Here is a 21351-nt window from a genome sequence, read left to right as displayed (position 1 = left end):
GGGCGTGGCTGACACTCCGCTCCGCGAACCGGGGGGGCTGCCCCCGGACCCCCGCGCCTCAAACGCCGGCGGGGCTGGAGAATCCAGCCCCGCCGGCGTGCGCGGTACCGGGTCCGGGCGGAGCCCGGAATCTCTCCCGTCAGAACCCGTGGCGGGCGCCGCCGTCGACCGGGAGCATGAGGCCGGTCAGGTAGGACGCCGCCGGCGACAGCAGGAACGCCGCCGCGCGGCCGAACTCGTCAGGGGTGCCGTAGCGCCGCAGGGGGATGGCCGACTCGTTCGCCGTGCGGGCCGCCTCCGCGTCGCCCGAGAGGGCGTCGAGTTCGCGGACGCGGTCCGTGTCGATGCGGGAGGGCAGCAGGCCGACGACCCGGATGCCGCGCGGGCCGAGCTCGTTCGCGAGGGACTTGGCGAAGCCGGCGAGGCCGGGGCGCAGGCCGTTGGAGATGGTCAGGCCGGGGATGGGTTCGTGCACGGAACCGGAGAGGACGAAGCCGATGACGCCCCCGTCGCCCAGTTCCGCCGCGGCCGTGCGGGCGAGGCGGACCGCGCCGAGGAAGACCGACTCGAAGGCGGCGGTCCACTGCTCGTCGGAGTTGTCCGCGACGAAGCCGGGCGCCGGGCCGCCGACGCTGATGAGGATGCCGTCGAGGCGCCCGAAGTGGGCCCGGGCGGCGGCGACGAGGCGTTCCGCACCCGCCGGGTCCGCGTTGTCGCAGGCCACGCCCACCGCGCCGGCGCCGAGTTCGGCTGCGGCGTTCTTGACGGTCTGCTCGTCCCGTCCGCTGATGACGACCTTCGCGCCGTCCGCGACGAGCGCCCGCGCCGAGGCGTTGCCCAGGCCGCGCGAGGCGCCGGTGACGATGTAGACACGGTCCTTCAGTCCAAGATCCATGGCCCTATCCTGCCGCTTCCTGTCCGGTGAGCGCGAGGGCCGTGGTGACCAGGCCGATGTGGCTGAACGCCTGCGGGAAGTTCCCGAGGTGCCGGCCGACCGCCGGATCGTACTCCTCGGCGAGGAGGCCCACGTCGTTGCGCAGGGCCAGCAGCCGTTCGAACAGTTCGCGGGCCTCCTTCTCCCGGCCGGTCAGCCGCAGTGCGTCGGCCAGCCAGAAGGAGCAGACGAGGAACGCGCCCTCCTGGCCCGGCAGTCCGTCGACGTGGGTGGCCTCCGCGGTGTAGCGGCGTACGAGGGGGCCGCTGCCGAGTTCCCGCCGGATCGCGTCGACGGTTCCGATCACCCGGGGGTCGTCGGGCGGCAGGAATCCGACGCGGGGAATGAGCAGGACGGCCGCGTCGAGCTCCGCCGAGCCGTACGACTGGGTGAAGGTGTTCCGTACCGGGTCGAAGCCCTTTTCGCACACCTCGCGGTGCACCTCGTCCCGCATCGCCCGCCAGCGTGCCGCGTCGCCGCGCAGCGACGGCTCCGACTCCAGGGTGCGTACGGCGCGGTCCGCGGCGACCCAGGCCATGACCTTGGAGTGCACGAAGTGCCGGCGCGGGCCGCGGACCTCCCACAGGCCCTCGTCCGGTTCGCGCCACTTGGCCTCGAGGAAGCCCAGCAGGCTCAGCTGGATGTTCCAGGCGTGCCGCTCCGGCGCGAGCCCCGCCTGTCGCGCGAGGAAGAGGGAGTCGATGACTTCGCCGTACACGTCGAGCTGGAGCTGGTCCGCGGCGCCGTTGCCGACGCGGACCGGTACGGAACCGGCGTAGCCGGCGAGCCAGCCCAGCTCCAGTTCGGCCAGGCGCCGTTCGCCCGCGAGCCCGTACATGATCTGGAGGTCGGCCGGGTCGCCGGCGACCGCGCGCAGCAGCCAGTCACGCCAGGCCGCGGCCTCGTCGAGATAGCCGGCGGAGACCAGCGCGCTCAGGGTGAGGGTGGAGTCGCGCAGCCAGCAGAAACGGTAGTCCCAGTTCCGCACGCCGCCGATCTGCTCGGGGAGCGAGGTGGTGGGGGCGGCGACGATGCCGCCGGTGGGGGCGTACGTCAGCGCCTTGAGGGTGATCAGGGAGCGCAGGACGGCGTCCCGGTAGGAGCCCTGGTACCGGCACTTCGACGACCACGTCTCCCAGTCCTGCAGGCAGTGCTTCAGCGACTCGTGCGGATCGATGAGACCGGGCCGCGGCTTGTGCGAGGGATGCCAGGTGAGGACGAACGCCACCGAGTCGCCCGCGCCGACGGTGAACGACGAGCAGGTGCTGTACTGCTGCCCCCAGGTCTTGACCGGCGGTTCACTGCGCAGCCACACCGAGTCGGGGCCGGCGATCGCGATCCGGTGGCCGTCGGCGCGCCGCACCCAGGGCACGACGGAGCCGTAGTCGAAGCGGAGCCGCAGGGTGCCGCGCATGTCGACGGTGCCGCTGATGCCCTCGACGATGCGGACGATGTCGGGCGCCTCGTCCCGCTGCGGCATGAAGTCGAGGACCCTGACCGTCCCGGTGTGCGTCTCCCACACCGATTCCAGCACCAGCGACGCGCCGACATAGCGGCGGCTGGTGCAGACTCCCGAGCCCTCGGGGGCGATCCGCCAGTGGCCGTTCTCCTCGTCGCCGAGGAGGGCGGCGAAGCAGGCCGCGGAGTCGAACCGGGGCAGGCACAGCCAGTCGATGGAGCCGTTCCTGCCGACGAGGGCGGCGGTCTGCAGATCGCCGATGAGGGCGTAGTCCTCGATGCGCTGGGTGTGTTGGGTCACGCTCTGGCGTGTTCCCGTGGCGGGAGAGGGCTAAGCAGCGGCCGGGGCCGGCTCGGGCGCGGCGCTTCGTGCCGCCGCGCGGTCGTGCTTCTCGCGGCGTACCAGAATCACCCACCCGACGGGCACCGCCGCGGCGAACAGCCACCACTGGACGGCGTACGCCATATGGGCGCCGATGGAGTCGTGGTCCGGTTCCGGGATCAGCTCGGGGCCGGCGCCGGCGGGCTTCGGGTCGGACTGTTCGAGGTAGCCGCCGAGCACCTGCCGGTCCAGGAGCAGGCTCTGCTGCTCGCTGTTGATCAGCATCACCTGGCGGGGCGGCAGCCCCTTCAGGTCCTTGATGCCGCTGGAGCCGGTCGTCTCGTCGGCCTTGAGCCGGCCGGTGACCGTCACGGTGCCGCCGGGCGCGGGCGGCACCTCGGGGAACGCCTTCTGGTCGGCCGCCGCGGGGACCCAGCCGCGGTTGACGAGGACGGCGCGCCCGTCGGTGAGCACCAGGGGGGTCAGTACGTGGAAGCCGACGCGGTCGTCGGCGTTGGTACGGCGGCGGACGACCACCTCATGGGCAGTGTCGAAAGTGCCGGTCGCGGTGGTCCGCCGCCAGTAGTCGGAGCGCGGGACCGTGTGCCCGGGGGAGGTGAGCTCCGTCACCGGGACCGGCTTCGCGCCGAGGTTCCGCTCGATGACGGCGTTCTGCGCGACCCGGCGCTCGTGCCGGTGGAGCTGCCAGAAGCCCAGCTCGATCATCGTGGGAACGAGCACGAGGCCGATGAGGGTGAGGATCACCCACTGCCGGGTCAACAGGAAGCGGTACACGGCTTCGACCGTACCTGCTCCGCGCCGGGTCCCGGACGCTGGGTCCGCCGCGGGACCGTCCGTCGACCCGGCCGGGACGCAGGTCACACCCGGTCGACGATCCCGGCCCTCCCCTCGGCGCGGGCGCAGTGGGCGCCGCAGTACCAGTGGCCCTCGACCTCGACGCCCTGCCCGATGATCTGCACCCGGCAGTGCTCACAGATGGGCGCCATGCGGTGGATGGCGCAGGAGAAACAGTCGAAGACGTGCACCGCGCCCTGCGCGTGCACCTCGAAGGACATGCCGTAGTCGTTTCCGCAAACCTCGCAACGTGCCATGCGCCACAGGGTGAAACGCTTCGGCGCCGCGGGCGAGCGGCCGGCGGGCGAGTCGCGCCGGGTTCACTCCGATGCGCGTGCGCGTCCCGCCGACGGGTCGGTTGCGGCGGCCGCCGGGGTCACGTCCCGCAGCAACTGGGTGAAGGCGCCCTCGTCGACGACGGGTGTGCTGTACGACGCCGCCTTCACCGTCTTGGACGTCGCCGCTTCCGGGTCGTTGGTCACCAGCAGACTCGTCAGCCGGGACACGCTCGTCGCGACGTGCAGTCCAGCCTCGACCGCCCGGTCCTCCAGGAGGTCGCGCTCCACCGACGTGTCCCCGGAGAAGGCGACCCGCATGCCCTGCACGAGCTGCCCGCCCGGCTCGTACCGCCCCGGGTTGGGGAACGGGCACGGCGGGCGCTTGCGCGACGGGCGCCAGCTGCTGTGGCCGTACGACGGCTGGTAGCCGACGCGCGGGGTGGCGGGGGCGTCCGACCACTCGGTCAGCGGCCGGCACTCGAGCAGCGGCAGCCGCACACCGTCGCGGGCCGCGAGGTGCAGGCTCGGCCGGAACGCCTCCGCGAGCACGCGGGCGTCGTCCAGCGCGTGGTGCGCGCGCTGCTGCACGACCCCGTAGTGCGCGGCGAGCGATTCGAGCTTGTGGTTCGGCAACGGCAGCCGCAGCTCCTTGGCGAGCGCGATGGTGCACAGCCGCTGCCGGGTCGGCGCCGCGCCGCGGGCACGCGCGTACTCCCTGGCGATCATGGACCAGTCGAACGCGGCGTTGTGCGCGACCAGCACCCGGTCGTCGAGCCGGGCGGACAGCTCACCGGCGATCTCGCCGAACAGCGGCGCGCCCTCCAGCACATCGCTCGTCAGACCGTGGATCCGCACCGGCCCCGGATCGCGCTCCGGGTTGACGAGTGTGTACCAGTGGTCTTCGACGTTGCCCTGCGTGTCGAGGTGGTAGACGGCGGCCGACACTATCCGGTCGTCCCGGGCGAGTCCGGTGGTCTCCACGTCGACGACCGCGTACCTCTGCGGATACGCGGCCGGCCATGTCGGGCTTACGGTCGTACGGTCGTCGAGCATGGTCACAGAGAATACGGGCCGGGACCGACAGCCCTTGCCCGCCCCCGGTCCTCCGGAGCCGGGGCGTGGCACGCCGCGCCCAACTTCCCTGGCGTGAAAGGCTCCCCGGATGAGTGAAACGACCGGCGGCGGGACGCACGACGAACCCCACGCGGGCGGCGGTCTCGGCACCCGCCTCAACTGGCTGCGCGCCGCCGTCCTCGGGGCGAACGACGGCATCGTCTCCACCGCGGGCATCGTCGTCGGCGTGGCCGGAGCGACGAATTCGCGAGGCGCGCTGCTCACCGCCGGGCTCGCCGGACTGCTCGCCGGCTCGATGTCGATGGCGGCCGGCGAGTACGTCTCCGTCTCCACCCAGCGCGACTCCGAGAAGGCCGCCCTGGCGGTGGAGAAGCGTGAGCTGAGGGAGCAGCCGGAGGCCGAACTGGACGAGCTGACCCGGATGCTGGCGGGCCGCGGGCTGTCGCAGGAGGTGGCCAGGGAGGCCGCCGTCCAGCTCACCGAACGGGACGCGCTGCGCGCCCACGCGCGTGTGGAGCTGGGCATCGACCCGGACGCGCTGACCGACCCCTGGCAGGCGGCGGGCGCCAGCTTCCTCGCGTTCACGGCCGGCGCCCTGCTGCCGCTGCTGGCGATCGTGCTGCCCCCGGCGTCGGCCCGCCTGTACGTCACCGTCGGCTCGGTGCTCGTCGCGCTCGCGGTCACCGGCTGGTGGAGCGCCCGGCTGGGCGCGGCCCCGCCGCGACCCGCCGTGCTGCGCAACGTGTCCGGCGGGGCGCTCGCCATGGCGGTCACGCACGCGGCGGGCACGGCGCTGGGAGCGGCGGGGGTGTGAGGCCGCATCAGGTTCCGGTGGCCCGCCACTGCGGTGCGTCCGTGCCCCACAGCCCCGCCGGGCGGGCCCAGTCGGCCGGGCCGCCCTCGTAGGCGACCGCGGGCAGGGCGTGGCGCAGGCGCCCCATCGGGGTGTCGCGCTCGGTGAGCCACCGCTCGGCGTCGTACGCCGGGGACTGCGCGGCCGGCTGCTTCAGCAGGCTCCCGGTCAGCCAGGCCGCCGTCTGTGTGAGAGCGGCCTCCACGACCCTTGTTCCGCCCGCGTCGTGCTGTTCCGTCAGGGCGCGCAGTATCCCGGCGGCGAGCAGGTATCCGGTGCCGTGGTCGAGGGCCTGGGTGGGCAGTGCGCCCGGGTTGCCGTCCTCGCCCTCGGTCACGGCGATGCCCGACGCCGCCTGGACCAGGCTGTCGAAGCCGCGCCGCCCGGCCCACGGCCCGTACCGGCCCCAGGCGGAGAGCCGGGCCACGACCAGGCCGGGGCGGCGCTCGGCGAGCGCCTCGGGGGAGAGGCCGAAGCGGTCGAGGGCGCCCGGACGGTAGCCGGTCACCACCACGTCGGCCAGGGCCAGCAGTTCCTCGAACGTATCGCGGTCCGCGGCCGACGCCAGGTCGAGCAGGGTGGACCGCTTGCCCGCACCGGTGTCGTTGTGGGCGTCCTGACTCTCCGGCAGGTGCGGTGCGTCGACCCGCAGCACATCGGCGCCGAGCAGCGCGAGCGTCCGCGTGGCGACGGGACCGGCCAGCACCCGCGTCAGGTCCAGCACCCGCAGGCCCGCACACGGGGGCGACACCGGGCCGTCCGCCGTACGGGGCGGGCTGTCGTCGCCGAGCCGCTCCACGCGCAGCAGCGGATGCCCGGCGGCGGCAGCGCCCTGCGGGTGGAGCGCCCACGCGTCCGGGTCGCGCACGGCGACGGCCAGGCCGCCCGCCGCGTACACGCTCTCCTCCACGTCCAGCGCGCGGCGCGCGCCGATCGCCTCGGCGGCGGCCTCCACGCCGGCGTCCGGCGGCAGGGACAGCGCGCCCAGCAGCCGTGCCCGGTGGTGCGGGTAGTTGGCGTGCGTACGCACCCAGCCGTCCGCGGTGCGCCAGAACCGGGACAGCGGGGCGAACGTGGCCGGCGCCACGCCGTCCACCCGTACCAGCCGGTCGCTCCGGAACGCCGTCGTCACCGCCCCGTCGTCGACCCGTACGGCCGGGACCACGCCGTCGCCCCGGCGCGCGGCCAGCTCGGCGGCGGCCAGTGAGCATACCGCGGCCGTGGTACGCGCCAGTTCCATCACCGGCAGCAGGGCGGGCAGCGAGCCGCCGCCCCGGTAGGTGACGCGGTCGAGCAGCGCGGGGTCGCCGCCCAGCGCCGCCCATGCCTGAGCGGTGCCGCTCGCGGGGGAGTTCGAGGAGGAGTCGGTCATACGATCACTATGGCACCGGGTGCCACGACGGCGACGGGCCCGGTGCGATCACGCACCGGGCCCGCTTCATGCCGGGAATCCTGCCGGAACTGCCGCCGGCCTGGAAACCGTTACCGGCGAACCGCGTCCAGGGCGTCCGTGACGCCGTGGCCGTAGAAGCCGTTCTTGCCCTTGCCGCCGTCACAGACCGCGTCGACGGTGCCGTCACCGTTGATGTCGTACGGGTTCGTGCACGCGGTGTCGTCCGCCTGCGCGAACAGCAGACCCTTCACCAGGGCCGGCGGTGCGTACGGGTGCGTCGACTTGATCAGCGCGGCCACGCCCGCGACATGCGGGGAGGCCATCGACGTACCGGCCTTGTAGCCGTAGCCGCCGGGGACCGTCGACAGGATGCGGCCGTCGACGGCCGGGGCGTCCGGCGCCTGGAAGCGCGTCGCGTCGCCGCCCGGGGCGGAGATGTCGACCACGCCGTTGCCGTAGTTGGAGTACGAGGACTTCAGGCCCTTCGCACCCAGCGCCGACACCGTGACGACACCCGGGATCTGGGTCGGGATGTCGAGGCACTCGCGCGGGTTGATGACCCGCTCGCCCGGCGTGGTGTCGTTCGGGCTGGACGTGTCCGTCAGCTCGTCGGCGGCCAGGTCCATCCGGGAGTTGCCGGCCGCGGCGACGTTGACCGCGCCCTTCCTCTCCGCGTAGCGGGTGGCGCGGGAGACGGCCTCGACGAGCGCGTTCTGGTCCGCGTCGTTCTTGCAGTTGAACAGCCACGGGTCCGTGTAGTAGCTGTTGTTGGTCACGTCGACGCCGTGCTCGGCGGCCCACACGAAGCCGCAGACGACGGCCTCGGTGTAGAAGAAGCCGTCGGGCTGCGAGACCTTGATGCCGGAGACCTTCACGCCCGGCGCGACACCGGTGACACCGATGCCGTTCTTGGCCGCGGCGATCGTGCCCGCCACGTGGGTGCCGTGGTCGGACTCGGTCGGGCCCGGACGCCAGGCGCCGTCCGCCGTGTTCGGCACGCCGCCCACACAGCTGACGGACGCGTCGCGGTCGAAGTTCGGCGCGAGGTCCGGGTGGGTGTCGTCGACACCCGTGTCGATGACCGCGACGGTGACCTTGTCACTGCCGAGGGTCTTCTCGTGGGCCTTGTCCGCCTTGATCGCCGGCAGGTCCCACTGCAGGGGCTCCAGCGGGTCCTGGTCCGCGTCCGCGATCGCGGCCGCGGACTTCGCCTCCTCGGCGGTGAGCGGACGCTCCGAGTCGATGGCCAGGTCGGCCGACGGAGCCAGCGGCGCGGTACGCGTGGCACCGGCCGACTGCACACCCCGCACACCACGGATCGTGGTGCCGAAGTCCGGGTTCTGCGAGTGGACGACGATGACGCCTATCTGGTCGTAGGCGATCACCACCGTTCCACCGGCCTCGGCTATGGCCTTCTTGACCGCCTTGGCGGTGCCGTTTCCGCCCTTCACGTTCACGACGTAGCTGAGCTTCGGTCCGTCGGTCTGGACCGCGGCGGTCACAACGTCGACCGGCGCCGCCGTAGCGGCCCCCGCGGGCATGAAGCCGAGCGAGGCCGTGAGCGCCAGACCGGCGGGCAGCGCGAGTGCGCGGCGCCGTCTGGATCCCAGATGAGCCATGGGTTCTCCACATCATCCGTGACAACCGCCCAGACACCCCTGTGCGAATGGGCGGGTACATGACGAGTGAAGCTATCGCTGATCAAGGCCCTTCTTCAATGAGTTCGCCAAGGAAGCACGGAAGAAGGCCGGCCGAGCGCGGAAGAAAAAGACCGGCGGTGAACCGGTTCGCGGCGAGCGCCGTGACGTTGTCAGGGAGTGGAGCGACATCCAACCGCCCCCGCCAGCGACACCCCCCAGTCCATGCCTATCGCACCCGCGTCGCGAGGAGATTCCGTGACCACCGATGCACCGCCGCCCCCCGAGTCCGCCACGGCCGCAGGTCCGGCCCAGCCCACCACCCAGTCGTTCATGCGGGTGCAGCAGAGTACGGAATTCGGCGAACTGCGCCGCACTTACCGTTCCTTCGCCTTCCCGCTGACCGTCGCGTTCATCGCCTGGTACCTGCTCTACGTGCTGCTCTCCAGCTTCGCCGGCGGCTTCATGGGCACGAAGGTCGTGGGCAACATCAACGTCGCCCTCGTCTTCGGTCTCGCCCAGTTCGCGACCACCTTCCTCATCGCCTGGTTCTACTCGCGGCACGCCGCGGCGAAGCTCGACCCCAAGGCCGAGGCGATCAAGTCCCGTATGGAGGCCGACGCATGAGCCCCGTCCTGCAGCTCGCGGCCTCGAACGCGACATCCGAGCACCGGCCGCTGATCATCTCGCTGTTCGCGGCCTTCGTGATCGCGACCCTGTTCATCACCGTCCGGGCCGGCAAGCAGACCAAGAACGCGTCCGACTTCTACGCCGGCGGCCGCCAGTTCACCGGCTTCCAGAACGGCCTCGCCATCTCGGGCGACTACATGTCGGCCGCCTCGTTCCTCGGTATCGCCGGCGCCATCGCCCTCTACGGCTACGACGGCTTCCTCTACTCCATCGGCTTCCTGGTCGCCTGGCTCGTCGCCCTGCTGCTCGTCGCAGAGCCGCTGCGCAACTCCGGCCGCTACACGATGGGCGACGTCCTCGCCTACCGGATGCGCCAGCGCCCGGTGCGCACCGCCGCGGGCGCCTCCACCATCGTCGTGTCGATCTTCTACCTGCTGGCGCAGATGGCCGGCGCGGGCATCCTCGTCTCGCTGCTCCTCGGCATCACCAGCGACGGCGGCAAGGTCGCGATCGTCGCCCTCGTCGGCCTGCTGATGATCGTCTACGTGACCATCGGCGGCATGAAGGGCACCACCTGGGTGCAGATGGTCAAGGCCGTGCTGCTCATCGCGGGCACCCTGCTGATCACCTTCCTGGTGCTGTGGAAGTTCAACTTCAACGTCTCCGAGCTGCTCGGCGAGGCCGCGGCGAAGAGCGAGACGGGCCAGGCGGGCAACCCGGACGCCTTCCTGGAGCCCGGCCTCAAGTACGGCATCGACGGCATGACCAAGCTGGACTTCATCTCGCTCGGCATCGCACTCGTCCTCGGCACCGCCGGACTCCCGCACATCCTGATCCGCTTCTACACAGTGCCCACCGCCCAGGCCGCCCGTAAGTCGGTCAACTGGGCCATCGGCATCATCGGCGGCTTCTACCTCATGACGATCGCGCTCGGCTTCGGCGCCGCCGCCATCGTCGGACCCGCCGAGATCAAGGCGTCCAACCCGGCCGGCAACACCGCCGCCCCGCTCCTCGCCCTGCACATCGGGGGCATCGACTCCACCTGGGGCGCGATCCTGCTGTCCGTGATCTCGGCCGTCGCCTTCGCCACCATCCTCGCCGTCGTCGCCGGACTCACGCTGGCCTCCTCGTCGTCGTTCGCGCACGACATCTACGCCAACGTGATCCGCAGGGGAGAGGCCACGGAGAAGGAGGAGGTCCGCGCCGCACGCTGGGCGACCGTCTTCATCGGCATCGTCTCCATCGCCCTCGGCGCACTCGCACGCGACCTGAACGTGGCCGGCCTCGTCGCCCTCGCCTTCGCGGTCGCCGCCTCCGCCAACCTGCCCACGATCCTCTACAGCCTGTTCTGGAAGAAGTTCACCACCCAGGGCGCCCTCTGGTCGATCTACGGAGGTCTCGCCTCCTCCGTCCTGCTGGTGCTCTTCTCGCCGGTGGTCTCCGGCAAGCCGTCGTCGATGTTCCCCGCCGCCGACTTCGCCTGGTTCCCGCTGTCCAACCCGGGCCTGATCTCCATCCCGCTGGGCTTCCTGCTCGGCTGGCTCGGCTCGATCCTCACCAAGGAGAAGCCCGACGAGGGCAAGTACGCCGAGCTCGAGGTCAAGTCCCTCACCGGCGTCGGAGCCCACTGAGAGGAAAACGACACACACACGTCAGCGGCCGCGTCGTAGAGTCCTACGACGTGGCCGCCGCGTACCTCGTGGCAAATGCGCCCTGGTGTTGTCGGCGTACTCGCGTAGGCTCGGACACGTCGGATCCGCGAAGAGGGAGGGGGCCCACAGTGCTCATTGACACCTACGGCCGAGTGGCCACTGACCTGCGCGTTTCACTGACCGACCGGTGCAATCTGCGGTGCACGTACTGCATGCCGGAAGAAGGCCTGCAGTGGCTGGCCAAGCCGGATCTGCTCACAGATGACGAAATCGTCCGCCTGATCCGCATCGCCGTCACCGATCTCGGCATCGAAGAGGTCCGCTTCACCGGCGGAGAGCCCCTGCTGCGCCCCGGCCTCGTCGGCATCGTCGAGCGCTGCGCCGCCCTCGAGCCGCGCCCCAAGATGTCCCTCACCACCAACGGCATCGGCCTCAAGCGCACCGCCGCGGCCCTGAAGGCAGCCGGCCTCGACCGGGTCAACGTCTCGCTGGACACCCTGCGGCCCGACGTCTTCAAGACCCTCACCCGCCGCGACCGCCACCGCGACGTGCTGGAGGGCCTCGAGGCCGCCCGCACCGCCGGCCTCACCCCCGTCAAGGTCAACACGGTCCTGATGCCCGGACTCAACGACGACGAGGCCCCCGACCTGCTCGCCTGGGCCGTGGAGCACGACTACGAGCTCCGCTTCATCGAGCAGATGCCGCTCGACGCCCAGCACGGCTGGAAGCGTGACGGCATGATCACCGCCGGTGACATCCTCGAATCGCTGCGCACCCGCTTCGACCTCACCCCGGAGGGCGACACCGCCCGCGGCTCCGCGCCCGCCGAGCGCTGGGTCGTCGACGGCGGGCCGCACCGGGTCGGCGTCATCGCCTCCGTCACCCGGCCGTTCTGCAGCGCCTGCGACCGCACCCGGCTCACCGCCGACGGCCAGGTGCGCACCTGCCTCTTCGCCACCGAGGAGACGGACCTGCGGGCCGCTCTGCGCTCCGACGCGTCCGACAAGGAGATCTCGCGCATCTGGCAGCTGGCGATGTGGGGCAAGAAGGCCGGATCCGGTCTGGACGACCCGTCGTTCCTTCAGCCGGAGCGGCCCATGTCAGCCATCGGCGGCTGATCCGGTTCCCGTGCCGCGCTCCCACTGCTCCAGCGTCACGACGTCCTTCAGGAAACCGCGCACCCCGAGGAACTGCGAGAGGTGCTCGCGGTGTTCGTCGCACGCGAGCCACGTCTTGCGGCGGTCCGGCGTGTGCAGCTTCGGGTTGTTCCAGGCGAGGACCCACACGGCGTCCGTACGGCAGCCCTTGGCCGAGCAGATGGGGGTCTCGTCACTCACCGGAGGATTCACGGGATCATTGTCCCAGCATGGCGACGCCGAGCAGCCACGGGGGGAGCTGCCCGGCGTCGGTCCGTCGCTCCGACGGGGGATGCGGAGCGCGTAGGCAGTATGTCACGGGTAACAGGGTGCGGTGCACCGGAACTTCATGATTGATCTGAGCTTTTCCTGAGCCTTTTCCGGGCTTCGAACGGCCCCGCCGACGGCCCCGCCGACGGCCCCGCCGACGGCCCCGCCGACGGCCCCGCCGTCGGCTCTGCCGTCAGCTTGGTCCGGCCGCCGGACGGTCCCCGGGGACGGCCTCCGCCTCCGGTTCGGATTCGGTCGAGGCGTCCGGCTTCGGGGCTGCCTCGACCGCCGGCCGGACCGGCGTCGGAACGAACGTCGACGGCAGCGAAGGCGCGTTCTCCCGGCCCGCGTTGGCGATGACGACGGAGATGTACGGCAGCAGGATGCCGAGGACCAGCGCCACCACGGCCACATGGCGCTCCACGTTCCACAGGACCGCCGCGAGGACCACGGAAACGGTCCGTACCGACATCGAGATCACATAGCGGCGCTGTCTGCCGCGGACGTCGTCGGCGAGACTCTGCCGTGCGCCGGTGATCCGGAAGACCTCTGCTCCGCCGTGCTTCCGCATCGCGTCTCCACCACCCGATTCCCGCGCGGGACGTGCCCGGGCATGTCCTGTTCCCGTCGCCTCCACGGTACGCCCGCTCTGCGCCGCCTTCGAGAGCGGGGCCGCCCTACGTATGCGTGCCGCGACTGCGCCGTGACGCGTACGGCCCTCCCCGACATGCGCTGTACGGCGACCGGGCCGAGACTGGCGACGTAACTGCTCACGCAGAGGCCGGACAAGGAGGCAGCCATGGGCTGGTTGTGGGCGATCATCGTGGGATTCGTGCTGGGTCTGCTCGCGAAAGCGATCATTCCGGGTAAGCAGCACAGTCCCCTCTGGCTGACCACCATCTTCGGCATCATCGGCGCCGTCATCGGCAACGCCGTGGCGCGTGGTATCGGCATCGCGGAGACGAGCGGTATCGACTGGGGCCGGCACGCGCTGCAGCTCGCGGCGGCCATCGTCATCGTCTTCCTGGGCGACATGGCGTACACCGCCGTACGCGGCAAGAAACGCCACGCCGCCTGAACGCGACGCGCGGAGGCCGGGTGGGGCGAGAACGCCCCACCCGGCCTCTCCGCGTGCGCCGGGTCAGCCGGTCGCGACCTCGACCGCCGCCAGGTTCTTCTTGCCCCGGCGCAGCACCAGCCAGCGGCCGTGCAGCAGCTCGTCCCCGGTCACCACGGCGTCCTCGGCGGTCACCTTCACGTTGTTCACGTACGCGCCGCCCTCCTTCACCGTGCGGCGGGCGGCGGACTTGCTCGGCGCCAGACCGACCTCGGCGAGCAGGTCGACCACCGGCAGCAGCTCGCCGACCCGGGCGTGCGGCAGCTCCGACAGCGCCGCGCGGAGCGTCGCCTCGTCCAGGTCGCCCAGCTCGCCCTGACCGAACAGCGCCTTCGACGCGTTGATCACCGCGGCGCACTGATCCGCGCCGTGCACCAGCGTCGTCAGCTCCTCGGCCAGCGCACGCTGGGCGGCGCGCGCCTGCGGACGCTCCGCGGTCTGCTTCTCCAGCTCCTCGAGCTCCTCGCGGCTCTTGAAGCTGAGGACGCGCAGGTACCGCGAGATGTCCCGGTCGTCCGTGTTCAGCCAGAACTGGTAGAACGCGTACGGCGTGGTCATCTCCGGGTCCAGCCACAGCGTGCCCGTCTCAGACTTGCCGAACTTGGTGCCGTCCGCCTTCGTCATCAGCGGCGTGGCCAGCGCGTGCACCTCGGCGTCCGGCTCCAGGCGGTGGATCAGGTCCAGACCCGCGGTCAGGTTGCCCCACTGGTCGCTGCCGCCCTGCTGCAGGGTGCAGCCGTACCGCCGGTACAGCTCCAGGAAGTCCATGCCCTGGAGAAGCTGGTAGCTGAACTCGGTGTAGCTGATGCCCTGCTCGGACTCCAGGCGCCGGGCGACCGAGTCCTTCGTGAGCATCTTGTTGACGCGGAAGTGCTTGCCGATGTCCCGCAGGAACTCGATCGCGGACATGCCCGCGGTCCAGTCCAGGTTGTTCACCATGACCGCCGCGTTGTCGCCCTCGAAGGACAGGTACGGCTCGATCTGCGCCCGCAGCCGGGCCACCCACAGCGCGATCGTCTCCGGGGCGTTCAGCGTGCGCTCCGCGGTCGGCCGCGGGTCGCCGATCTGGCCCGTCGCCCCGCCCACCAGCGCCAGCGGCCGGTGCCCGGCCTGCTGGAGGCGGCGGACGGTCAGCACCTGCACCAGATGCCCGACGTGCAGGCTGGCCGCCGTCGGGTCGAAGCCGCAATAGAACGTGACGGGACCGTCCGCGAGCGCCTTGCGCAATGCGTCCTCGTCAGTGGACTGGGCGATCAGCCCACGCCACTTCAGCTCGTCGACGATGTCCGTCACGGGTCTCGCGTCTCCTCGGGAAAGTGCCATCGGGCGTGGCATCGAACGTGCACCTGAACGTGCCATTGAACGTGTACGAGGTTATACGCCCTGGCTGACCGAACTCATATTGAAATCCGGGACCCGCAGGGCGGGCATCGCGGCCCTGGTGAACCAGTCGCCCCACTCGCGCGGCAGCGTCCGTTCGGTCCGCCCCGCCTCACCGGCCCGGGACAGCAGGTCGACGGGCGACTCGTTGAAGCGGAAGTTGTTCACCTCGCCCACCACCTCGCCGTTCTCGACGAGATAGACGCCGTCCCTGGTCAGGCCCGTCAGCAGCAGCGTCGCCGGGTCGACCTCGCGGATGTACCAGAGGCAGGTCAGCAGCAGCCCGCGGGCCGTCGCGGACACCATCTCCTCCAGCGAGCGCTCACCGCCGCCGTCCAGGATCAGGTTCCCGGCGCCCGGGGCCACCGGCAGACCGGTCAGCCCTGCGGTGTGCCGGGTGGTGACCAGGTGCTCCAGCTTGCCGTCGCGCATCCACTCCGTCGCCGTGATCGGCAGCCCGTTGTCGAAGACCGAGGCGTCGTCGCCGGAGGAGTGCGCGATCACGAACGGGGCCGACTCCAGGCCCGGCTCGTGCGGATCGCTGCGCAGCGTCAGCGGCAGCGGCGACAGCTTCTCGCCGACGCGGGTCCCGCCGCCCGGCCGGGAGAAGACCGTACGGCCCTCCGCCGCGTCCCGGGCCGCCGACGACCACAGCTGGTAGACCAGCAGGTCCGCCACCGCGGTCGGCGGCAGCAGCGTCTCGTACCGCCCGGCGGGCAGCTCGATCCGGCGCTCCGCCCAGACCAGGCGCCGCGCCAGATCGGCGTCCATCGCGGCCGGGTCCACGTCCTTGAAGTCCCGGGTCGACAGGCCCGCCCACGCGGAGCGCACCCGGTCCGGCGACTTGGCGTTGATCTCGAGGGTGCCGTTCGGCTGGTCGTGCCGCAGCCGCAGGCCCGTGGAGGTGCCGATGTACGTCGAGGTCATCTCGTGGTTGGCGAACCCGTACAGCTCACGGCCGCCCGCCCGGGCCCGGGCGAACGCCTCGCCGAGCGCCGGGGCGAAGTCCGCGAACACGGCGGACGTCGTCTCGGCGGGCGCGTCCGTGAACCCTGGCGACGCCTCGACCCCGGTGACCAGCGGCTGGGCGTCCTCCGCCGGCCCGGCGCCGCGGGCCGCGGCCTCCGCGGCCCGCACCAGCGGCTCCAGATCGCCGGCGGTCACCGCGGAACGGGACACCACACCCGACGCGGTGCCCTCGGCGCCGTCGACGGTCGCGATCACGGTGAGGGTGCGGCCGCGGGTGACGCCGTTGGTCGTCAGCGCGTTGCCCGCCCAGCGCAGATTCGCGGAGGACCCCTCGTCGGCGATGACGACACAGCCGTCGGCGGTCGACAGCTCGAGCGCCCGCTCGACGATCTCGTGCGGCTTGCTGGTCCGGGGGCTCATCGACCGGCCTCCTGAGTCGTGTTGAGACGGTGCTTTCCCGGGGGACGACCCCCGGACCCCCAGCAGGGGGCCTCGTGCGCGGCCTGCTGGCTCATCGACCGGCCTCCTGAGTCGTGTTGAGACGGTGCTTTCCCGGGGGACGACCCCCGGACCCCCAGCAGGGGGCTTCGTGCGCGGCCTGCTGGCTCATCGACCGGCCTCCTGAGTCGTGTTGAGGATGTTGACGCCCCGGAACAGGGCGGAAGGACAGCCGTGCGAGACCGCGGCGACCTGGCCCGGCTGGGCCTTGCCGCAGTTGAAGGCGCCACCGAGCACATACGTCTGCGGGCCCCCGACCTGCTCCATCGAGCCCCAGAACTCCGTCGTCGTCGCCTGGTACGCGACGTCCCGCAGCTGACCCGCGAGCCGGCCGTTCTCGATACGGAAGAACCGCTGTCCCGTGAACTGGAAGTTGTACCGCTGCATGTCGATCGACCAGGAACGGTCGCCGACCACATAGATCCCGCGCTCGACGCCGCCGATCAGATCCTCCGTCGACAGCCCGCCCGGGTCCGGCCGCAGCGACACGTTCGCCATCCGCTGGACCGGCACATGAGCGGGGGAGTCGGCATAGGCGCAGCCGTTGGAGCGGCCGAGGCCCGTCAGCCTCGCGATCCGCCGGTCGAGCTGGTACCCGACCAGCGTGCCGTCCTTGACCAGGTCCCAGCTCTGCGCCTCGACGCCCTCGTCGTCGTAGCCGATCGTCGCCAGCCCGTGCTCCGCGGTGCGGTCACCGGTCACGTTCATCACCGACGAGCCGTACGCCAGCTTCCCCAGCTGGTCGAAGGTCGCGAACGACGTCCCCGCGTACGCGGCCTCGTAGCCCAGCGCCCGGTCGAGTTCGGTGGCGTGGCCGATCGACTCGTGGATCGTCAGCCACAGGTTCGACGGGTCGACCACCAGGTCGTACCGGCCCGACTCCACGCTCGGGGCGCGCATCTTCTCCGCGAGCAGCGCCGGGATCCGCTCCAGCTCCGAGTCCCAGTCCCAGCCCGTGCCGGTCAGGTACTCCCAGCCGCGGCCGGCCGGCGGCGCGATGGTGCGCATCGAGTCGAACTCGCCGCTCGTGTCGTCCACGGCGACCGCGGTGAGCTGCGGGTGCAGCCGTACCCGCTGCTGCGTCGTGACCGTGCCCGCGGTGTTTGCGTAGAACTTGTTCTCGTGGACGGTGAGCAGCGACGCGTCCACATGCGCCACGCCGTCCGCCCGCAGCAGTCGGTCGCTGAAGTCGGCGAGCAGCGCGGTTTTGTCCTCGTCGGGCACCTCGAACGGGTCGATCCCGTACGACGAGACCCAGGTCTTCTCCGAGTGCACCGGCTCGTCCGCCAGCTCCACCCGCTCGTCGCTGCCCGCCGCCGCGATCACCTTCGCCGACAGCTTCGCCATGGCGACCGCCTGGCCCGCGACCCGGGCCGCGGCGTCCATGGTCAGATCCACCCCGGAGGCGAAACCCCACGCCCCGCCGTGCACGACCCGGACCGCGTACCCGAGGTCCGTCGTGTCGGAGGAACCCGCGGGCTTGGCGTCCCGCAGCCGCCAGGCCGCGCTGCGCACCCGCTCCAGCCGGAAGTCGGCATGCTCGGCGCCGAGCGCGCGGGCCCGGGCGAGGGCCGCGTCGGCGAGCGCCCGCAACGGCAGCGCGGTGAACGTCTGATCGATGTCGTGGAGCACGGCTGATTTTCCTCCAGGCACTCACCGGGGTCGCTACGGCACGCAGTGAATCACGGTGCGGGGGCACCGTGTCCGGCGATTTCCGTACGGCGCCGGGTATATCTGCCGAGCATTCCCTGGAAGAGGCACTGACCCGGGGCGCTGTCCCGGGTCAGTGGTCACCGGTCGCGCACGCCGGACGCTCCCGACCGGTCGAACAGCTTCTCGCGGAGAGGGACCGCGGGGGCGGTTTCTGTAGGGATCCGACAGGGTCGCGTTCGCGGCGCTGTCAGAGACCGATTCCTCGCGCGGTGGGCCGGACCGATAGGTTTTCTGGGTAGTCGCCTGGCCTCAGGTGCTTGGAACAGCTAGTGAAAGGGTGATCCGTTGAGCCGCTCGGTTCTGGTCACCGGAGGAAACCGGGGCATCGGTCTTGCCATCGCCCGCGTTTTCGCCGCCAACGGTGACAAGGTCGCCATCACCTACCGCTCCGGAGAGCCACCCGCCGAACTCGTCGAGGCCGGCTGTCTGCCCGTCCGGTGCGACATCACCGACGCCGAGCAGGTGGAGCAGGCCTACAAGGAGATCGAGGAGAAGCACGGCAACGTGGAGGTGCTGGTCGCCAACGCCGGCATCACCCGGGACCAGCTGCTGATGCGCATGTCGGAGGACGACTTCACCTCCGTCCTCGACACCAACCTCACCGGCGCCTTCCGCGTCGTCAAGCGGGCCAACCGCGGCATGCTGCGCGCCAAGAAGGGCCGCGTCGTGCTGATCTCCTCCGTCGTCGGGCTGCTGGGCTCCGCCGGGCAGGCCAACTACGCCGCCTCCAAGGCCGGGCTCGTCGGCTTCGCCCGCTCGCTGGCGCGTGAACTCGGCTCACGGAACATCACCTTCAACGTCGTCGCACCCGGTTTCGTCGACACCGACATGACGCAGGCACTCACCGACGAGCAGCGCGCGGGCATCGTCTCGCAGGTGCCGCTCGGCCGGTACGCGAAGCCGGAGGAGATCGCCGCAGCCGTGCGCTTCCTCTCCTCCGACGACGCCTCGTACATCACTGGAGCCGTCATCCCCGTTGACGGCGGATTGGGCATGGGTCACTGAACGACATGAGTGGAATCCTCGAGGGCAAGCGCGTCCTGATCACCGGTGTGCTGATGGAGTCCTCCATCGCCTTCCACACCGCGAAGGTGGCCCAGGAGCAGGGCGCTGAGGTCATCCTGACCGCCTTCCCGCGGCCCACCCTGACCGAGCGCATCGCCAGGAAGCTCCCCAAGCCCGCGAAGGTCATCGAACTCGACGTCACCAACGACGAGCACCTGGCCCGCCTCGAAGAGCTCGTGCGCGCGGAGCTCGGCGGTCTCGACGGCGTCGTCCACTCCATCGGCTTCGCCCCGCAGGACGCCCTCGGCGGCAACTTCCTCCACACGCCCTTCGAGTCGGTGGCGACCGCGATGCACGTCTCGGCGTTCTCGCTGAAGTCGCTGTCCATGGCGTGCCTGCCGCTGATGCAGAACGGCGGCTCGGTCGTGGGTCTCACGTTCGACGCGCAGTTCGCCTGGCCGCAGTACGACTGGATGGGCCCGGCGAAGGCCGCGCTCGAGGCCACGAGCCGCTACCTGGCCCGCGACCTCGGCCCGCGGAACATCCGCTGCAACCTGATCTCGGCCGGCCCGATCGGCTCGATGGCCGCCAAGTCCATCCCCGGCTTCACCGACCTGGCCAAGGTGTGGGACGAGCGCTCCCCGCTCGAATGGAACATGGCCGACCCGGAGCCGGCCGGCCTCGGCGTCGTCGCACTGCTGTCGGACTTCTTCCCGAAGACCACCGGCGAGATCGTCCACGTCGACGGCGGCGTCCACATCGTGGGGGCTTGATCTTCTTTGAGGCTCGGTTCACCTCCGGGGCGCTCTCAGCGACTGCCGACGGTCGATCATGCTCGGTCCCTCGTTCCTCGGGACCTCCGCGTGTTCTCCCTTTCTGCAGCCGCGCGCCCCTTCGGCTCACTCGCCGATCGGGTGAGCCAGGTCGTCTCCGCGGCCCGCTGAGGGCCCTTGAGCAGCCGGTACACGCCCCGCCCATCGCCTCGCGCGGTGGGCGGGGCGTCGCTCGTTCGGCCCAGTGCGTGGGCGGGCCGACCCGGGGGCGGTGATGCTGGAGGAGCAAATCTTCCTTGTGGTGCTGTTGCGGCGCGTGCGCCGCAGCCCGGCCGAGGGGGTCCTGCTCGTGCGTACGACATGGCGCAACGCCTCCGTACTGGCCGCCGCGACGGTCCTGCTGGGGGCCGTCCCCCTCGCCACCCTCCAGTTCCGTCAGGAGACGCAGGACCCCCGGCCGGCGCCGAAGCCGGACTACCGGGCGCAGTGCACCACCGTCGTCGACGGCTCGCGGGTCACCGCCTACTGCCACAACCCCTACCCCTCCGCCGACCGCGTCCGGCTGCACGTCGAGTGCGACCGCTGGTGGGACGTCGACGCGGACACGGCGCCCGTCCTGCTCCGCGCCGCCGAGTACCGGGAGCTGACCGGCCGGTGCTGGAAGGAGATCCGCTCCGTCTGGGTCAGTCACCAGCCGATGCGGGCCGACGCAGGCACATGAACGGATAACCGGCCGCCTCCGACGACGCCGCGTCGCCGTCGCCCGCGCGGATCGCCTCGACCATCCGCCCGTGGTCCATGTGGTGCTCGGGGCGCAGCTCCTGCCCGATGTCCTCGCGCAGCCAGTCCCGCAGCAGGTCGCCCAGGTCGGCGTAGAGCCCGGTCAGCACCTCGTTGTGCGATGCGGCGACCACGGCGAGGTGGAACGTCGCGTCGGCCGCCACGAACTCCTCCGCGACACCGGACTCCCACGCCTCCTCGCGCCTGGCCAGCAGCGCGTCCAGCTGCTTGAGGTCGCGCTCCGTACGCCGCTCCGCGGCCAGTCGGGCCGCCGACGACTCCAGGGTGGAGCGCAGCTCGGCGACGTGCCGCGGGTCGGCGTCGGCGAACCGGCGGTGCATGACGCCCGCGAGCTCGCTGGTGGCCAGCACGTACGTGCCCGAGCCCTGCCGGATGTCCAGCAGCCCGTTGTGGGCCAGCGCGCGCACCGCCTCGCGGACGGTGTTGCGGGCGACACCGAGCTGCTCGACCAGTTCCGGTTCGGTCGGGATCCGCGATCCGACCGGCCACTCGCCCGAGGTGATCTGGTTCCGCAACTGGGCGATCACCTGGTCCGAGAGCGCGGAACGCCGGGGAGAGGACAGCGCCATGGTGCTCCTTGTCGTGAGGTGTCCACCCGGTGCC

21 protein-coding genes are annotated in these 21351 nt (G+C 71.4%); 8 read left to right on the top strand and 13 right to left on the bottom strand.

All coding sequences use genetic code 11. The annotated features are described in order from the left end of the window. Positions 1–139 precede the first annotated feature (139 nt). The 5 genes from ACWD01_RS33395 to ACWD01_RS33375 form a co-directional block, all read right to left on the bottom strand. Positions 140–895, bottom strand: a complete 756-nt coding sequence (locus ACWD01_RS33395) for an SDR family oxidoreductase (protein WP_451167184.1) — start codon at positions 893–895, stop codon at positions 140–142. Positions 896–899: 4 nt separating this feature from the next. Beyond that, the gene (locus ACWD01_RS33390; RefSeq protein WP_451167182.1) at positions 900–2693 is read right to left on the bottom strand and encodes a glycoside hydrolase family 15 protein; all 1794 of its coding nucleotides are present in this window, start codon (positions 2691–2693) and stop codon (positions 900–902) included. A 30-nt stretch (positions 2694–2723) separates the two neighbouring features. Then, a complete protein-coding gene (locus tag ACWD01_RS33385; RefSeq protein WP_451167181.1) occupies positions 2724–3509 on the bottom strand; it encodes an SURF1 family cytochrome oxidase biogenesis protein in 786 nt (261 codons plus the stop codon). A gap of 83 nt (positions 3510–3592) precedes the next feature. Beyond that, entirely contained in the window at positions 3593–3826 is a 234-nt protein-coding gene (locus ACWD01_RS33380) for a hypothetical protein (protein ID WP_100106509.1), read from the bottom strand. Between the two features lie 63 nt (positions 3827–3889). Next, positions 3890–4906, bottom strand: a complete 1017-nt coding sequence (locus tag ACWD01_RS33375; protein WP_451167178.1) for a DEDDh family exonuclease — start codon at positions 4904–4906, stop codon at positions 3890–3892. Positions 4907–5009: 103 nt separating this feature from the next. Between ACWD01_RS33375 and ACWD01_RS33370 the strand changes: the two genes are divergently transcribed. After that, entirely contained in the window at positions 5010–5735 is a 726-nt protein-coding gene (locus tag ACWD01_RS33370) for a VIT1/CCC1 transporter family protein (protein WP_451167177.1), read from the top strand. Positions 5736–5742: 7 nt separating this feature from the next. On the opposite strand, the gene ACWD01_RS33365 is transcribed toward ACWD01_RS33370, so the two are convergent. Together ACWD01_RS33365 and ACWD01_RS33360 are read right to left on the bottom strand one after the other, a co-directional pair. Then, positions 5743–7146, bottom strand: a complete 1404-nt coding sequence (locus ACWD01_RS33365) for a CoA transferase (protein ID WP_451167175.1) — start codon at positions 7144–7146, stop codon at positions 5743–5745. A gap of 110 nt (positions 7147–7256) precedes the next feature. Beyond that, positions 7257–8786, bottom strand: a complete 1530-nt coding sequence (locus ACWD01_RS33360; protein ID WP_451167174.1) for a S8 family peptidase — start codon at positions 8784–8786, stop codon at positions 7257–7259. A 276-nt stretch (positions 8787–9062) separates the two neighbouring features. Between ACWD01_RS33360 and ACWD01_RS33355 the strand changes: the two genes are divergently transcribed. The 3 genes from ACWD01_RS33355 to moaA all read left to right on the top strand — a co-directional run bounded on the left by ACWD01_RS33355 (position 9063) and on the right by moaA (position 12204). Further along, positions 9063–9431 (top strand): DUF485 domain-containing protein, encoded by a 369-nt coding sequence (locus ACWD01_RS33355; protein WP_451167172.1) that lies wholly within the window; start codon positions 9063–9065, stop codon positions 9429–9431. Continuing rightward, the gene (locus ACWD01_RS33350; RefSeq protein WP_451167170.1) at positions 9428–11065 is read left to right on the top strand and encodes a solute symporter family protein; all 1638 of its coding nucleotides are present in this window, start codon (positions 9428–9430) and stop codon (positions 11063–11065) included. The genes ACWD01_RS33355 and ACWD01_RS33350 overlap by 4 nt, the downstream gene beginning before the upstream one ends. 149 nt (positions 11066–11214) lie before the next feature. Further along, a complete protein-coding gene (gene moaA / locus ACWD01_RS33345; RefSeq protein ID WP_451167168.1) occupies positions 11215–12204 on the top strand; it encodes a GTP 3',8-cyclase MoaA in 990 nt (329 codons plus the stop codon). Here moaA and ACWD01_RS33340 read toward each other — a convergent pair. Beyond that, positions 12187–12423, bottom strand: a complete 237-nt coding sequence (locus tag ACWD01_RS33340) for a hypothetical protein (protein WP_451167167.1) — start codon at positions 12421–12423, stop codon at positions 12187–12189. The genes moaA and ACWD01_RS33340 overlap by 18 nt on opposite strands. A gap of 262 nt (positions 12424–12685) precedes the next feature. Then, complete coding sequence (locus ACWD01_RS33335; RefSeq protein ID WP_451167165.1) at positions 12686–13063, bottom strand: DUF3099 domain-containing protein; 378 nt, start codon at positions 13061–13063, stop codon at positions 12686–12688. Between the two features lie 228 nt (positions 13064–13291). Between ACWD01_RS33335 and ACWD01_RS33330 the strand changes: the two genes are divergently transcribed. Continuing rightward, complete coding sequence (locus ACWD01_RS33330) at positions 13292–13570, top strand: GlsB/YeaQ/YmgE family stress response membrane protein (protein ID WP_451167163.1); 279 nt, start codon at positions 13292–13294, stop codon at positions 13568–13570. Positions 13571–13633: 63 nt separating this feature from the next. Here the strand turns inward: ACWD01_RS33330 and tyrS are convergent, their stop codons facing one another. The 3 genes from tyrS to ACWD01_RS33315 all read right to left on the bottom strand — a co-directional run bounded on the left by tyrS (position 13634) and on the right by ACWD01_RS33315 (position 18088). Further along, on the bottom strand, positions 13634–14902 hold the full coding sequence (gene tyrS, locus ACWD01_RS33325) for a tyrosine--tRNA ligase (protein WP_451167161.1): 1269 nt from the start codon (positions 14900–14902) through the stop codon (positions 13634–13636). A gap of 81 nt (positions 14903–14983) precedes the next feature. After that, complete coding sequence (locus ACWD01_RS33320) at positions 14984–16378, bottom strand: metallopeptidase TldD-related protein (RefSeq protein WP_451167159.1); 1395 nt, start codon at positions 16376–16378, stop codon at positions 14984–14986. A 186-nt stretch (positions 16379–16564) separates the two neighbouring features. Next, positions 16565–18088 carry a TldD/PmbA family protein gene (locus tag ACWD01_RS33315; RefSeq protein ID WP_451167157.1) on the bottom strand — a complete coding sequence of 508 codons (1524 nt, stop codon included), beginning with the start codon at positions 18086–18088 and terminating at the stop codon, positions 16565–16567. 366 nt (positions 18089–18454) lie between these two features. Here ACWD01_RS33315 and fabG point away from each other — a divergent pair, with 366 nt between their 5' ends. The 3 genes from fabG to ACWD01_RS33300 all read left to right on the top strand — a co-directional run bounded on the left by fabG (position 18455) and on the right by ACWD01_RS33300 (position 20668). Then, positions 18455–19174 carry a 3-oxoacyl-[acyl-carrier-protein] reductase gene (gene fabG / locus ACWD01_RS33310; RefSeq protein ID WP_451167155.1) on the top strand — a complete coding sequence of 240 codons (720 nt, stop codon included), beginning with the start codon at positions 18455–18457 and terminating at the stop codon, positions 19172–19174. A 5-nt stretch (positions 19175–19179) separates the two neighbouring features. Then, a complete protein-coding gene (fabI, locus tag ACWD01_RS33305) occupies positions 19180–19947 on the top strand; it encodes an enoyl-ACP reductase FabI (RefSeq protein WP_451167154.1) in 768 nt (255 codons plus the stop codon). Between the two features lie 274 nt (positions 19948–20221). Then, positions 20222–20668: a hypothetical protein gene (locus ACWD01_RS33300; protein ID WP_451167153.1), complete on the top strand. Its 447-nt coding sequence runs from the start codon at positions 20222–20224 to the stop codon at positions 20666–20668. On the opposite strand, the gene ACWD01_RS33295 is transcribed toward ACWD01_RS33300, so the two are convergent. Then, positions 20631–21317 (bottom strand): FadR/GntR family transcriptional regulator, encoded by a 687-nt coding sequence (locus ACWD01_RS33295; RefSeq protein WP_451167152.1) that lies wholly within the window; start codon positions 21315–21317, stop codon positions 20631–20633. The genes ACWD01_RS33300 and ACWD01_RS33295 overlap by 38 nt on opposite strands. Between the last annotated feature and the right edge of the window lie 34 nt (positions 21318–21351).

The sequence above is a fragment of the Streptomyces sp. NPDC002835 genome (assembly GCF_053591995.1).
The sequence above is the reverse complement of the archived record's forward strand: the minus strand, read 5'-3'. Positions and strand labels throughout refer to the sequence as shown.

Bases quoted from the DNA above. Each gene is read 5' to 3' on its own strand.
- ACWD01_RS33395 (WP_451167184.1), bottom strand. From the start codon at position 895: ATGGATCTTGGACTGAAGGACCGTGTCTACATCGTCACCGGCGCCTCG.
- ACWD01_RS33380 (WP_100106509.1), bottom strand. From the start codon at position 3,826: ATGGCACGTTGCGAGGTTTGCGGAAACGACTACGGCATGTCCTTCGAG.
- ACWD01_RS33370 (WP_451167177.1), top strand. From the start codon at position 5,010: ATGAGTGAAACGACCGGCGGCGGGACGCACGACGAACCCCACGCGGGC.
- ACWD01_RS33365 (WP_451167175.1), bottom strand. From the start codon at position 7,146: ATGACCGACTCCTCCTCGAACTCCCCCGCGAGCGGCACCGCTCAGGCA.
- ACWD01_RS33360 (WP_451167174.1), bottom strand. From the start codon at position 8,786: ATGGCTCATCTGGGATCCAGACGGCGCCGCGCACTCGCGCTGCCCGCC.
- ACWD01_RS33350 (WP_451167170.1), top strand. From the start codon at position 9,428: ATGAGCCCCGTCCTGCAGCTCGCGGCCTCGAACGCGACATCCGAGCAC.
- ACWD01_RS33335 (WP_451167165.1), bottom strand. From the start codon at position 13,063: ATGCGGAAGCACGGCGGAGCAGAGGTCTTCCGGATCACCGGCGCACGG.
- ACWD01_RS33330 (WP_451167163.1), top strand. From the start codon at position 13,292: ATGGGCTGGTTGTGGGCGATCATCGTGGGATTCGTGCTGGGTCTGCTC.
- ACWD01_RS33320 (WP_451167159.1), bottom strand. From the start codon at position 16,378: ATGAGCCCCCGGACCAGCAAGCCGCACGAGATCGTCGAGCGGGCGCTC.
- fabI (WP_451167154.1), top strand. From the start codon at position 19,180: ATGAGTGGAATCCTCGAGGGCAAGCGCGTCCTGATCACCGGTGTGCTG.
- ACWD01_RS33300 (WP_451167153.1), top strand. From the start codon at position 20,222: ATGCTGGAGGAGCAAATCTTCCTTGTGGTGCTGTTGCGGCGCGTGCGC.
- ACWD01_RS33295 (WP_451167152.1), bottom strand. From the start codon at position 21,317: ATGGCGCTGTCCTCTCCCCGGCGTTCCGCGCTCTCGGACCAGGTGATC.